Source organism: bacterium (assembly GCA_037143175.1).
GTDB lineage: Bacteria > Verrucomicrobiota > Kiritimatiellia > CAIKKV01 > CAITUY01 > JAABPW01.
Genome location: JBAWZF010000007.1, coordinates 72,138 through 86,002, shown reverse-complemented (window position 1 = coordinate 86,002; position 13,865 = coordinate 72,138). Strand labels below are relative to the sequence as shown.

The 13,865-nt window shown below is 52.3% G+C and carries 16 protein-coding genes; 2 read left to right on the top strand and 14 right to left on the bottom strand.

Annotation, left to right across the window (positions count from 1 at the left end; translation table 11 throughout):
• Positions 1-100: 100 nt before the first annotated feature.
• The 13 genes from WCI03_04660 to WCI03_04600 form a co-directional block, all read right to left on the bottom strand.
• Positions 101-871, bottom strand: a complete 771-nt coding sequence (locus tag WCI03_04660; protein MEI8139141.1) for a hypothetical protein — start codon at positions 869-871, stop codon at positions 101-103.
• 80 nt (positions 872-951) lie between these two features.
• Complete coding sequence (locus WCI03_04655; GenBank protein MEI8139140.1) at positions 952-1,557, bottom strand: PEP-CTERM sorting domain-containing protein; 606 nt, start codon at positions 1,555-1,557, stop codon at positions 952-954.
• A 25-nt stretch (positions 1,558-1,582) separates the two neighbouring features.
• The gene (locus WCI03_04650; protein MEI8139139.1) at positions 1,583-2,263 is read right to left on the bottom strand and encodes a hypothetical protein; all 681 of its coding nucleotides are present in this window, start codon (positions 2,261-2,263) and stop codon (positions 1,583-1,585) included.
• Positions 2,264-2,808: 545 nt separating this feature from the next.
• Positions 2,809-3,438, bottom strand: a complete 630-nt coding sequence (locus tag WCI03_04645; protein MEI8139138.1) for a nucleotidyl transferase AbiEii/AbiGii toxin family protein — start codon at positions 3,436-3,438, stop codon at positions 2,809-2,811.
• On the bottom strand, positions 3,396-3,914 hold the full coding sequence (locus WCI03_04640) for a helix-turn-helix transcriptional regulator (protein MEI8139137.1): 519 nt from the start codon (positions 3,912-3,914) through the stop codon (positions 3,396-3,398). Before WCI03_04640 ends, WCI03_04645 begins: the two co-directional genes overlap by 43 nt.
• A 523-nt stretch (positions 3,915-4,437) precedes the next feature.
• Positions 4,438-4,770, bottom strand: coding sequence for a DUF5615 family PIN-like protein (locus WCI03_04635; protein ID MEI8139136.1), 333 nt, complete (start codon positions 4,768-4,770; stop codon positions 4,438-4,440).
• A complete protein-coding gene (locus WCI03_04630) occupies positions 4,767-4,991 on the bottom strand; it encodes a DUF433 domain-containing protein (GenBank protein ID MEI8139135.1) in 225 nt (74 codons plus the stop codon). The genes WCI03_04635 and WCI03_04630 overlap by 4 nt, the downstream gene beginning before the upstream one ends.
• Before the next feature lie 765 nt (positions 4,992-5,756).
• Positions 5,757-6,305: a hypothetical protein gene (locus WCI03_04625; GenBank protein ID MEI8139134.1), complete on the bottom strand. Its 549-nt coding sequence runs from the start codon at positions 6,303-6,305 to the stop codon at positions 5,757-5,759.
• A complete protein-coding gene (locus tag WCI03_04620) occupies positions 6,253-6,567 on the bottom strand; it encodes a ribbon-helix-helix domain-containing protein (protein ID MEI8139133.1) in 315 nt (104 codons plus the stop codon). Before WCI03_04620 ends, WCI03_04625 begins: the two co-directional genes overlap by 53 nt.
• A gap of 441 nt (positions 6,568-7,008) precedes the next feature.
• Positions 7,009-8,319: an AAA family ATPase gene (locus tag WCI03_04615; protein MEI8139132.1), complete on the bottom strand. Its 1,311-nt coding sequence runs from the start codon at positions 8,317-8,319 to the stop codon at positions 7,009-7,011.
• A 355-nt stretch (positions 8,320-8,674) separates the two neighbouring features.
• Positions 8,675-9,124, bottom strand: coding sequence for a hypothetical protein (locus WCI03_04610; protein MEI8139131.1), 450 nt, complete (start codon positions 9,122-9,124; stop codon positions 8,675-8,677).
• Entirely contained in the window at positions 9,112-9,306 is a 195-nt protein-coding gene (locus WCI03_04605; protein ID MEI8139130.1) for a hypothetical protein, read from the bottom strand. Before WCI03_04605 ends, WCI03_04610 begins: the two co-directional genes overlap by 13 nt.
• A gap of 300 nt (positions 9,307-9,606) precedes the next feature.
• A complete protein-coding gene (locus WCI03_04600) occupies positions 9,607-10,395 on the bottom strand; it encodes a hypothetical protein (protein ID MEI8139129.1) in 789 nt (262 codons plus the stop codon).
• Positions 10,396-10,680: 285 nt separating this feature from the next.
• Between WCI03_04600 and WCI03_04595 the strand changes: the two genes are divergently transcribed.
• Positions 10,681-11,265 (top strand): hypothetical protein, encoded by a 585-nt coding sequence (locus WCI03_04595; protein ID MEI8139128.1) that lies wholly within the window; start codon positions 10,681-10,683, stop codon positions 11,263-11,265.
• A 234-nt stretch (positions 11,266-11,499) separates the two neighbouring features.
• Positions 11,500-13,245, top strand: coding sequence for an extracellular solute-binding protein (locus tag WCI03_04590; GenBank protein MEI8139127.1), 1,746 nt, complete (start codon positions 11,500-11,502; stop codon positions 13,243-13,245).
• 137 nt (positions 13,246-13,382) lie between these two features.
• On the opposite strand, the gene WCI03_04585 is transcribed toward WCI03_04590, so the two are convergent.
• Positions 13,383-13,757 carry a four helix bundle protein gene (locus WCI03_04585; GenBank protein ID MEI8139126.1) on the bottom strand — a complete coding sequence of 125 codons (375 nt, stop codon included), beginning with the start codon at positions 13,755-13,757 and terminating at the stop codon, positions 13,383-13,385.
• Positions 13,758-13,865 lie beyond the last annotated feature (108 nt).

Here is a 13,865-nt window from a genome sequence, read left to right as displayed (position 1 = left end):
AGAAGGGCAGTGGGTAGTTTGCAGTAAACAGTCCGCAGTCGGAACCAATCCCGGATACTGTGCCCGTCGTGGAGGAAACTGTTTCTCTGTCCCAGGGCATTCAGTAAGGTCGGCGCACAACCCACATCATCGGTCGGCTTGCCTGAAAACAAACCCCTTCTCCCATTTCGATCACCCGTGTTGATGGCGCATTGGTAGCCCAGCCAAGGAGGACGTGCCACTTGCCATCACCTTTCAGCCCCAACTGGACATCGAGCAGACCGCGCGCATTCCAGAGAGTCAGTTTGTCGGCTTTCGCGGGATCATCACTAACCTGAGCCCCGTGGCTGGTGTTGATAAAGTTCTGAACGGACATGTCGACGGGGTAAGGATAGCAGATCATATTGGCCGGATAATTCGTCGCCCCCACGAGCGAATTCGTGATGACGGCCCGAGCAGAATACTGTCCCGCTAGCGTAATCACTGAGTCAGGATTTTTTCGAATGATCCATAAAGCGGCTCCAACAGGAACACTCGTATCGACCAGGACATGCATGCCACGGCTGCGTGAATAGAATCGGCCATCTTTGGCCTTCATATACTCCGTGTAATTCTGGTTCGTCACATCCCACATCGCGACCTTATCACCATCCGGCCCGGGTGAGAACTGAGCACCGAGAAGTTCCTCTAGAGAAATAGGCCCCCGCCTACTGATGGATTCATAACAACACCCTGCAAAGACATACGAATTTACGTCCTTATTCACAAACCCAACGATGTTGCAAGTTGTCGCCAATTCTGAACCTTTGACACGAGCCCCAGCAATGGCATCAAAAGATCCTGCAAGAAAGACCCAGCTCAAGAGAGCGCCCAACCATATGAATCGCTTCATAAACCACCTCCTGATTGATCAAAAAAAAGAGGCAATTCCGAAGAATTGCCTCTTTAAAAAATCAAACTAACAACTTTTATTTAGCTGCGCCGCATCCGACGGAAAGCCAACAACCCTGCTCCAACTAACAACAGGCCGACGGTGGAGGGTTCGGGAACGGCGGCTACTGTTAAAGCATTTAGTGTAATGGCCCCACTTGGCGTAATATCTAGATAGTCCGCAGTCGGAGGCTGTCCACTTCCCGGAAACATTGTAAGTGATGGCCCAATGCTCGCAGACCGCGCATAAAAGTCACCCGCGTTAGGAATTCCATCTTGAAAAACAAACATATATACATACCCATTATTGATATTTGCGCCGCCAACTTTTGAAATATCATAGGTTGTACTTCCACCATCAAAATCTCCACTCCATCCACCCGAACTAGTGGTTATTCCAGAAAAAAGAACATAATCACCATCATCATATTGACTTCCAGTTGGAACTATACCAGCTACAGGCGTCGCATAAGAAAAGGAGGAATCTGCATTACTATCCCAAATTAACTGAACTAATGCACCTAAAGGTAAATTGTTTCCAGACGTTGGAAAATAAATCCAATCAGAATTTTGCATATTAACGGATATATCAGCATGAGCACCAATACAACCGATGAAAATCATCGCCGTTACAATAATTTTTTTCATTTTACAATCTCCTTCAGTTGCAATATTACGGATTATAGGGACGAACTTCAACATTTGTTAGCGCTACACTGGTAGGGTTATATAGCCAAAAGCCCATTGTTTCAGTAATTACCATGTTAGGATCAACCCAACTACCCTTACTCTTGCTGTTCTGCTGGTAGTTCGTTATAGATGTATCCCACCAGTACAACACAGTCCCATTTGGACTTTTTTTCGCTAGGTCGGTATTTGTCCAAAGCATACTGCTGGTGTATGGATAACCAAGCATTGCGTAGCCATCATAGACCATATTGGAAGATACGCTTTGCATCGGAACCTGCCCCGCCAAAACTACATCATACGAAGGTTGAGCAGCACCTGGCGGCACAAATATCCAAAATCCCATTCCTGCTTTATAATTGATATTTGTTTCCCATCCATTTTTCGCATTGTAACTGTCTTGCCAATATCCAGCACCACTCGGCTTAAGCTGATCCCAAGCATAAATCACAGTTCCAGCAGGCAATTGACTCGTCCCGAAAACATCTAGGCTTTTCAGCGCAGTTCCCGCTATACTTTCAAATGCAGTCGTTACAAGAACATATCCACCTCGAGGACATGTGATCTTACTAAACCCCACAATATTCACGCTCGTCACTGGATTAGCCGCAAGTGCTGACCCCGCCACCAAACTCATGCCCACTAAAAACGCCCCTAGATTTTTCATGGTAATTCTCCCTTAAAAATTAACGCTGTTCCTTATTGCCAATATAATACAACCCCTGCCCCATTGCATCAACAACTATTTTTGCTCTTTTTTGTTTTTTTATCAGCTTCAACACAGGGTGAATAGTAAGGCTTTCGGGCTTTCGGGGCAAGGGAAATTGAGGGAGAGGGAAGACTTCACCACTAAATCTTCACTGATTTGCGCTAATTTGAAGGGAGAAATTGAATGTTGCGGGGTTGTATGCGGCGGGCCCTCCGCATAAAATCCCGCAACGGTTTCCGAAGAATTCTTATCCTGAGTTGCAGAAATCAGCGGGACCTCAACTATATCCCTACAGCAAGAGCATGCGAAGAATTTTTCACACCCGCTTCGCTCAAGTCGCTAAGAGCGCAAAGAATGCGGGTTCTTGAAGCAATACGAAGGGAGGCGTGTCGGGTTGGCTTCTCGCCGAGTTGGCTTTATGATGCACCATGCTACACCTCCCCCCTTTGCGATCTTCGCGACTTGAGCGAAGCGGGTGTGAAAATCCGGGATTGAGTGGAGCATCATGGCAAAATGACCGCATGCGCCTCCCGCACAAAGAATTTTTTGCAGTCATTCCATTTGAACGGCACTAACATCCGCGGCATGGGTTCACTTTCCGCATCATCGAAATACACCAAACTCTTGGCGATATGGTAAACATTGATACGGCTGGCACCATATTTACGGGGCAGCCATTCAAAATACTCCTTAAGCGTTGGGCGATCCCTGAGGATCATATGGAGATCAATGAAATCCTTCCGGCTTCCGCGTCCTGAGATGGCCGCCAGTTTCATCAGGGCGATGTCCCGGGTGTCTGCCACAGCAAAAAAACGATGTGGCGTCGGGGGGAACAGGAAAGGATCACGGACATTGAAGAACGACAACTTCGTCTTGTGGGTGATGACCGTCAGGGTATGAATATCTTCCTGCAACGTCTCATAAGCACCATACTGGGCGAGCACAGCATGGAGGGAACGCACATCATCCATGTCAGTCCGGAAAAAATCCAGATCCTCGGAAATACGATGGCCCAACCGGAAAGCAAGTCCGGTTCCGCCCGCTAAAATCCAACCCCTGAGCCATGCCGAAGGATCGGCCTCAAGGCGGGTCAGGAGTTCCAGGCTGTGCTTCGGGAGAACTTTTTCGTGCATGGGATTCCTTCCTGCTCCAGCAGGCTGCGCCATAAAGCGGCGGTTCTGGGCGACACTCGTTTCGCAGAGGCGGTCAATTCAAGAAACCGTTGTTTCCCGAAAACCGCCATCAACACCCTGACATCTTCCAATGAGCCATACTCCAACACCCGTTCAATCACCCATACGGGATGTTTGTCAAAATCCGAGGCGACTAAGTGATGATCCCAAAAGAGACGCCGCACTTGAGTGACGCCCTGTGATTGGGATGCCTGAACATCGGGCACGGCCTTGGCCACGAGTTCAATCCGGAGTTCACAGCCCAGAGCGGTTGCCAGTTTTCGTAGTGTATAGGTTTCGAACCGTGTCCAGTGATGTTCATAGCGGGAGAGGGTCGCCGCCGAAGTGCCAACCCGCTGGGCGAGCGCAGCAAGCGACAATCCCTGCTCCTGCCGCCGACACTTCAATTGTTCCGAAACTGTCAGGCTCCCGTTCATTGGTGTTATCATATATGATAATGAAGTTAAGATCAATGGCTGTTTACGCTTCGGGCGCATCTCCGAGTTTGAGTATATATCCCCCGCCATCGGCACCATCACAATCCAAAGAGATTTTTCACACCCGCTTCGCTCAAGTCGCGAAGAGCGCTAGGAATGCGGGTTCTTGAAGCAATACGAAGAGTGCCTCTCGCCCTAAACAATTTTGTAAATTTTGTTCATTCTGTCGAAGATTCCCCATGCTGGCATTTATCCGGGCAACAGGGAGCGGGAACCACCTGGAGGGCGAGGCTTGCCTGTGGTGAGCCTGCCGAACCGTCCGAGCCGCGCCCATAATGTGCGCTTTTGGGAGTCAGGGAAATGCCGCCCCGTCATAATGATGCCGCCTTTATTGGACCCTTTCACGGCTACGGCTCGGGCAAGCCTCGCCCTCCAGAAGAAAGAGCGGGCGGAGCGGGTGTGAAAATGTTTTAAGACTTGGAAGAATTTTGTCCTGCGCCCGATGGAAAATAACAACGACTCATCACTGGAGTATTAACAGCGATTCAACAGGATCGCCCAGGAAATCCAGGATAGACGACAATCGGGATAATATAATTTCCCGAATAACTCGCGTGGAACAATTACCTACCTTGAGATAAATAACTTTGGGGGGATGTCCTCGCAGCATTGCCTGATGAATGAAGTCTGTGTCCTTGGAAACAATGACAAATCCCTGTTCCGCCGCATAAGCCCATACCTCTTCATCTGACGCCTCCGCCAAACCAAGAGGCCAGACGTGAGCTGAACCGGGGAAATGCGGCTGCATGTCACCTACAAGTTGACGCGGCAGATTTTGATCCAGAAGCAGTTTCATGCAACCGCCAAGCAAAGTCGTTTCTCACGTTCGGCAGCGAACGATAGACAAGCCGAGATATCCTCATGCGTCAGCTCGGGAAATTCCTGCAGAATTTCAACCTCGCTCATGCCGGAAGCCATATACTCCAAAACATCCGACACGGTGATCCGCATCCCGCGAATGCAAGGTTTTCCGCTACGCTTCCCCGCCTGAATCGTAATGATGTTGGTATAATTCATTGCTTTAACTTCCTCTTATACTTTCATTATGGCTAACCCACTCGATTCCGGCAACAGAAAAGGGACCCGTGAAAGACGCATGGGCGCATGTGACCTCCGTAGGGCCTATTCAAAGATACACAGCAGAACGGGAAAGATTTACCACGGAGGCACGGAGACACCGAGAGGATATAAACCAAGAAAGAGAATGGCGCGGCATTTTCGTTCGGGACCCGCCTGCAACGCTATGCGTAGCATTGCGGGCAGGGTACCCGAGCCAAAAATCCCGCGCCGGTTTCTTGGAGCCATACTTTGAGAAAGAGGAGGAATTTCTGGCAACTCCTCCCTCTCAAAGCATCCCTTCGAGAAACCGTGGCGTTTATTTTGGTCACGTGTACCCGCGTGAACGAAATAAACGCCACATTTGTATTTTCTTCTCGGTGTCTCCGTGCCTCCGTGGTAAATCTTCAACTTTCTTCGTCTTGGCGCATCGAAAACCCCTACGGAGATCATATGCGCCCAAGACGCATCTAAAAACTTAAGCAAACTCAGGATTTTTGACAAAATTTTCAGAATGTTCTGAATGGTAAGAGAAACATCTGCCCCTCTCGCCCTAAACAATTTTGTAAATTTTGTTCATTCTGTCGAAGATTCTCCCTACTGGCATCTGTCCGGGCAACAGGGCGCGGGAACCACTTGGGCGAGGCTAGCCTGTGGTGAGCCTCGCCCTCCAGAAGAAAGAGCTGGCGAAGCGGGTGGTAAAATTCAGGCTGCGCTCAACACGGCTCAGTCCAATTCCGCCAGCTTCCGGACAGGAGAATAAAAACCATGGCGAATCATATCGGCTAATATTTTATCAGCCTCCACCCCTGTGAGCATCCGCTCCCCGCACGCGGCCTTCAGGATCCCGAGCGTGCCAGTAACGGGAATATGGAGATCGCGACAAAGAGAACGGGCATGCCGGTCATCCGTCACCACGGTCCCCCGCCGTTTTTCGGCCAGAGCAATCAGGGAGGCCTCACCCGCACCCAACGTGGACAGCAAGTCCCGATACCGGCGGAACTCGGGCACGGATAACTGAATTTGACCGATGTCACCTCGTTCCAGTGCCGGCAGAATTGATTTCAAGGCCTTGTATCCGGCTTGAATTCCATTCAGCAATTCATCCACGACCTGAGCCGTGACACATAGCCGTCCGGCCGGATATCGCCGCAAGAGCAGATCCAACTGGTGCGCCTGGGCGAAATTTGAGAGCGACACACTATCTATATACCAAACGGCTTTACGCATGGGCGGCATCGTCGGACTGATAACTTGCGGGTTCGCCCACGTCATGTTCCGAAAGCCAGTTTCGCATGGCCAACGGAGCCAAACCCATGACTTGAGCCAACTTTCCCAAACTGATGAAGCCACCCCGCCAGGCCTCGAAAGCCTGGCGCTGCGGGGCGGTTAACCCCGCGAGATCCGGCTGATAACAGGAGGACAACGCCTGACGAACGAGTTCCCCCATGGTTTGACCCCGATGTTTGGCCAGGACTTTCAAGCCCCGCGCCAAACTGGGTTCAATTTTGATATGTAACGTCGCAGTCTGACTCATAACCCCTCCTCTTTGATATGTACAAGATTAGGTATATCTGAAATTACCCCAAAGAGCAAGATGCAAGTGGAACCCAAATTCTCGCCTAACCCGGCATAGCCGGAACCAAGATGAAAAGTTTGAACAGAAGCATGTTCTGAATGGTAAGAGAAACATCTGCCCCTCTCGCCCTAAACAATTTTGTAAATTTTGTTCATTCTGTCGAAGATTCCCCATACTGGCATTTATCCGGGCAACAGGGAGCGGGAACCACTTGGAGGGCGAGGCTTGCCCGAGCCGCACCCATAATGTGTGCTTTGGGAGTCAGAGAAAAGACGCCCCGACATAATGGTTCTGACTTTATTGACCCCTTTCACGGCTACGGCTCGGACAAGCCTCGCCCTCCAGAAGAAAGAGCGGGCGGAGCGGGTGGTAAAATTCGGGATTGACCAGAAAGGGCCATCACAACTTGCCGGCAAGGTAGAGCGGAATGTTGTGACACTCAGGAGTGGTCCTATCGAGATTGCGGGCGGTAACTTTGATTTTAAGCGGAGGACTATATTTCTCCGCATACGCTGACAGGCTTCTTGAGTGCGCCCTGATCCCCGCTTTCACCTCGACCGGAATCACATCACTTTCACGAATCATCAGGAATTCGATTTCAGATTGTCGCCCAAACCATGAATAGAGAGGCGCATGGCCCGCAGTAGTCATTTCCTGGGCAACAAGATTTTCAGCATAGTACCCTTTGTAGGTACCGTAGTCCTGGTTAAGGATGGATGCGATTGGCAAATCCAACATGCACCCCAGCATACCGACATCAAACAGGTACAGCTTGAACAAATTCGGCTTGGCAAAAGCACGCAACGGCAGCATGGGTTTTTCAACAACAGGGACTTTCAGGATCAGGCCGGTTTTAACAAGCCAGTCAATGGGACCTTCCAGTTGGGTAAATTTCGACCGCTCGGGTATGACCCCCCTGAACCGGAAACGCCCCACGCTGTCGTCCACCACGCGCAGCATCTGGGTGGGGACCGCCTCCAGCACACGATTGATATGGACGGCGTTCACTTTGCCCGCGTGTTTCGAGAAATCGCTTTGGTATCCTTGCAGTAGCGCCCGTTGAATTGTCCGAACACCGCTTAGGGCCTCCTGTAGGTTGTCACGATGGGTTCGATAATACTCGACAGCCTCTGGCAATCCCCCTGTAACGTAATAGATTTTCAGTTGCTCCCAAAGGTGGCCGTGAATGGCTTCCGGGATAACCGTGTTGGGGCCGAAGGCCTCGATAACTGCCGCGGCCCGCTCATCGGTGGCACCCAGAAACTCCTCAAAAGAAAGCGGATAGAGAGACATGAACTCAACCTGCCCGACAGGAAAGGAGGCGGCACTTACCGCCAGTCCTACATGTGAACCTGCACAGCAGAGGGCCAATTCAGGCATCTCTTCCTTGAAGTACTTGATGCTTGTGAGTGCATCCGCTGAATTCTGAATCTCGTCGAATATCAGGAGATCCTGGCCGGGAATAATCGTCTCATTGAGCAGGATGGAGAGTTGTGGAATGACCACGGAGGGCCGCAGCCCACTTCGAAACAGGTTTTGGAATGTTGCCGTATTCTCGAAGTTTACATAAAATGCCCGGCGGAACTCCTGGCGCCCAAATTCCTTTAACAGCCATGTTTTCCCAACCTGTCGCGCCCCCTGAAGTAACAATGGCTTTCTTACGGCTTGCTTCTTCCATCGACTAAGCTGTTTAAATATTTGCCTTTTCATGGTGATATAAAGACAGATAATCGCCTTTTATGCAATATAAAACACAAGACAGAAGCATGCGAAGAGATTTTTACACCCGCTTCGCTCAAGTCGCTAAGAGCGCAAAGAATGCGGTTTCTTGAAGCAATACGAAGAGTGCCTCTCGTCCTAAACAATTTTGTAAATTTTGTTCATTCTGTCGAAGATTCCCCATACTGGCATTTATCCGGGCAACAGGGCGCGGGAACCACTTGGAGGGAGAGGCTTGCCTGTGGTGAGCCTCGCCCAGAAGAAAGAACGCCAGAAGAAAGAGCTGGTGAAGCGGGTGGTTAAATCCGGGATTTAGATGCGGCTGATCTGGAAAGAAATTGGTTCCTCACAGCAAGCCGAGGGATTTCTTTTTTTCAAGAAATTCAATATCAACAAGGTCGGAAGATCGATTTGCTTTTTTTTTGCTCTCCAGCAAATCAGCCCCAGCCAGGCAACGAACCGGCACGCCGTCCTCCGTAGTATGCGTCACCGCGCGCCCCTCAGCCTCATCAAAAGACGGCAGGCCGGGACCGGTTAGATGAAACTGTAAAACGCCCCATCGGGTCTGATAGGTCTGCACAAAGTTTTCCCCACGTGGCCCCATCGGAATCAGTGGCACATCCAGTTCGTCACCCAGAACCTCGTTGATACGGTCCATATTGGCTGAATCCCGGCTGGGAATATAAACATCCCAATCCATAGAAAAACGAGGGCATCCCTCGAGCCGTATCGCCTGACCGCCAATGATCAAGTAACGCACGCCGCATTCATTGAATCGCCGGATTACTTCGTCCATTGCGCCCCCCCCTGCTTGAGCAACTCATCCAGCCGAGATTGCTTCCACGCGTTGAGTTCTGCATAGGAGTTAAAGCGGCGGTGTCCGAATGGGGGTAAATTGGTAATTCTGGGCATACGAACAGCCTTGCCTTCGCGCGCCCAGATTTCCAACTTGCCACTATAATCATCCGTGATCTTCATAGGCCCGATTATGGCCCCAGCCCCATCTGCCCGCAAGCCGGAAATATTGAATTACCGCGCTCTTGGCGCATAGCAGGACTGACGGACTAATGATAGTTTTGGAGTGCGATCCCGCCGTCGCGGGAACGCCACTTTCCCTGAGCCCGGCTTGACGGGCTCTGCCTCCGCAGTGTTTCTCGCATTCGAAACGGCGCGTCAAGCCGCGCCGAAGCAAAACGGCGTCAAGCCGCCGTACTCCAAAAAGAAGCACAAACGCAACCCTGAATTTCGCGTGTTTCGCAGTTTGGTTATCTGCCGGCCTTACTCCGGACTGGGCAGGACGCCCTCTTCGACCAGCTTGGCGTCCATTTCGGGCGTCAACTGCATAGGCAGGGGCGGGCCTTTGCGCCCACCGGCCCGGATCAAATCCATTTGATAATTCTGCAGATGGGCTTTCAAGGCTTCCCCAGTCAGACGCGGCTTGGCGGGCTCTTCCGGCGCCGCAGGTGCCGGCGGGGCAGACATGACACTACGACGAACACCTGCCGCAGGGGCAATAGCAGGTGCCGCCGCCACAACGACCGTTGTCATATCCAGCCAGGCTTCCTCCGCACCTTTTCTCAACAACGCCTTCTCGTTCTCGTAGTCGGCCTTCAGCAACTCAATGCCATCTTCCGCATCCCCCTCATAGAGGAAGTAGTTTTTCTTGGTGGTGTTGTTGACGAGGCCAACCTGCACCTTGCCATTATTGCGGTTACGGGTGATGGCACACATCTTCAGGGTCTTGGTAAAGCTCTCGGGCGCGGGCTGATTCGCCGTCGCCGCCGCCGCGGCCAGGGCCGCCGCCGTGGCCTCATCCCCAAACGGCATGCGGGTGATGATGACCGCGTAGCGGTCGAAGGAGGTTAGAGGGAGGGAGGGGGTTATTGGGGATTGGTTATTGGGGATTGGGGCCGCGGGAGTAGGGTTTGACAAGGGCGATTTCAGGGCGGCCGGACGGCCCTGGGGGAGACGGGAAATCGGGGAGGCGGCAACCACGGAGTGGCTGGCGAGCAGCAAGGCACACCACACGAGGCACACCAGACATAAACTATGGAACCGATTGATCATGCTGCCAGGCATTATGGCGGGCCATAGGGGGAAACGGCAAGCGAGAAGTGGGGCCAAGCAAGAAGGGAGCAGCATTCACTTTTGGAGTGCGGCGGCTTGACGCCGCTTTCTCTTGCGACCCGGCTTGACGGGGCGCCCGCATCCAGCAAGTGCCACCAGGCCTGCCCCCAGAACGGCGCGTCAAGCCGCGCCTGAAGAAAAGCGGCGTCGAGCCGCCGCACTCCAAACTAATTATAAACTAACTAAATAATTGACGACATATTCACCTTCTGGTACGAGCTGGACATGATTACTTGGCCCCATAGTCCACCTCATCGCCTAAGTGAGCAAGGGGCCTATATGGTAACCTGCGGCACTCATCATAAAGATCATTTCCTGAATACACCCGACAAACTCGATCTGTTCCGCGACCTATTTTTCACTGGTCTCGCCGAAGCTGAATGGGAACTTCACGCATGGGCCATTCTTTCAAACCACTACCATTTTATTGCTTCGTCACCCTCTGATCCCGGTTCGCTAAGACGGATGATCTCGAAACTACATACCCTATCAGCCCGAGAGCTCAACCGAGTAGACCGCCAGCCAGGGCGTAAAATCTGGTTCCAGTACTTTGACTCACATATTACCTTTACCAATTCTTATCTTCCACGCCTGAAATACGTTCATCACAATCCCGCTCATCACGGTATTCTCGCTTGTGCTGAGAATTACCCATGGTGCTCGGCTTCATGGTTTACGCAAACAGCAAACCCGTCCTTCCGCACGACGGTCGAGGGGTTCCAAACTGATACTCTTTGCATTACGGATGATTTTATTTCGCAGAAACCGATTCAGGTAGGCTTAGGGAACGGCGCGTCAAGCCGCGGCTGAAGAAACATGGCGTCAAGCCGCCAAAGCAGCAATCTTCTTGTTTGGAGTGCGGTCCCGCAGTCGCGGGAACGCCGCTTTCTCTTGTGCCCCGGCTTGACGGGGCGACCCCAGAACGGCGCGTCAAGCCGCGCCTGAAGAAAAGCGGCGTCGAGCCGCCGCACTCCAAAAATTGCGCCCCAAGCACTCTTGTGGTAAATTTTGCCACACAAACGTAACGTTTAAAAGGAACACACTATGATCCATTCGTTTATCGGCCTGTTTTTACTCGCGATCGTTTCAACCACCCTGTGGGCGGACGACCTGTTCCCTAAGCCGGACTGGAAGGAAAAACCCAACCCGATCGCCTCACCCGATGCCGTTCCCGGCGGCGCCATCTCGGTCTTTGGCTTCCAATACCCCAAAAGCTTTAACCTCTACCTCGACAACAATACCTTCACCTCCGACCTCTTCTCCTCCCTCTATGAATCCCTGCTGACCATGAACCCGCTGACACCCAATCAGGAACCGGGGCTGGCTGAACGGTGGTCGATCTCGGATGACAAGCGCACCTTTACCTTCTGGCTCAACCCCAAGGCCCGCTGGAGCGATGGCCGCCCCGTCACCGCAGATGACGTCAAGTGGACCTTTGACGCCATTCGCAATCCGGCCAATCTCACCGGCGCCCATAAAGTCGGCTTCGAAAGCTTCGACTCCGTCACGGTGGTGGATGATCATTGTGTCCGGTTCGTCGTCAAGGAAGTCCATTGGCGCAACCTCCTGACGGCGGGCGGGTTTGCCATTCTCCCGCGGCATGCCTTTGAAAAGCTGGACTTCAACAAGATCAATTTCGAGTTCCCGGTGGTCTCCGGCCCCTACCGGCTGGGTGAGGTCAAAGAGGGCATCTCGGCCACGCTGGAACGGCGGGCCGACTGGTGGAACCGCAACGCCCCCAGCACACGCGGCACCTGCAATTTCCAGTCCATCAAGTTCAAGTTCTTCGCCTCGGCCGAGACGGGCTTTGAAGCCTTCAAGAAGGGGGAGATTGATCTCTTTGCCGTCTATTCCGCCCGGCTCTGGATGAATGAGACGGGGTCCGAGAAGTTCGCCCGGAACTGGATCGTACGCCAGAAGGTCTTTAATAATGAGCCCACCGGCTTTCAGGGCTTTGCCATGAATATGCGGCGTCCGCCTTTCAACGACAAGCGGGTGCGCCAGGCCATGGCCCTGCTGCTGAATCGCGAGCGTATGAACAGTGCCCTCATGTACAACCAGTACGCCCTCTCCCGCTCCTATTATATCGATCTCTACGACACCGCCCACCCCTGCCCCAATCGGGCATTCGCCTTTGACAAAGAGCAGGCGCGCCGGTTGCTGGCGGAAGCGGGCTGGAAGGCCAACCCGAAAACCGGGCTCCTGGAAAAGGATGGCAAGCGCTTCCAGTTCCGTTTTCTGGAACGCGAATCGGTGGCCGATAAGTTTCTGGCCATCTATGCCGAGGATCTGCGCGATGTGGGGATTGAGATGCAGACGGACTCCAAGGATTCCTCGGCCTGGACGCGGGATATGGATGAGTTTAATTTCGACATGACCTGGGGTGGCTTCACATCGAGCCTGTACAAGGATCCGGAGGGCCTCTGGGCCTCCAAGGAGGCCGACCGCAAGATGAGCGCAAACATCACAGGATTCAAGAACGCGACGGTGGATGAGTTGATTGAGAAGCAGAAGTCGATGTTTGATGTGGCGGCCCGCCACGAACTGTGCCGGAAGATCGACAGCATCCTCTATGAGGAGTGTCCCTATATCCTACTCTGGGGAATCAATTATAAGCGATTGGTGTATTGGAACAAGTTCGGCACCCCGCCGACGGTGTTGGACAAATACAGCAGCGAAAGCAGCGCCTATTGGTATTGGTGGTACGATGCCGACGCCGACGCTGAACTCAAAGAAGCGATGAAGGGGAGCCTGCCTCTGCCGCCGAAGGCTGCAGAGATAGGCCAGTGAGCAGTAGCCAGTAAACAGTAAGCAGTGGGCAGTGGGCAGTATGCAGCAGACAGTTTGCAGTGGGCAGTAGACAGTTGCTGCTCACTGCAAACTGCTCACTGCAAACTGCTCACTGCCTACTGGCTACTGGCCACTGGCTACTGGCACCAGTGTGAAGCCGTGTTGATCATTGAGCCGATGAGACGGCCTACTTCAGCGGAGGCGTCAGATAATGCGTTGTGCTCTGTTTTGGATATGTAGCCGCAGGCCTTCGCTGTATCAAGCCAATGCTGAGTTTCGGTGTTTTCAGCATCAGAGTCTGTCAGCTTTGAGGTAAAATGGGCCTCATATCGTTTCTTTCTCCAGGCCTCGGCAATATTGGCGCCAACAGAACGAGACGAACGACGTATCTGATCAGTAAGTGAATAGATTTCTTCTTTCGGAAATTTTTTACTGGTTGCAAATACACTTTGTTGAAGAATAAATGCTTTCTGATACGACACCAAATCCCGATAACTGACAACTGGCTTCATTCCCGGAATATGCCATCTACACAATAAACTAACAACAGTTAAATACTAACTCAACTCCACCGCCCACTGTCTTCTGCCCTCTGCCCACTGCCCTCTGCCCACTGCCCT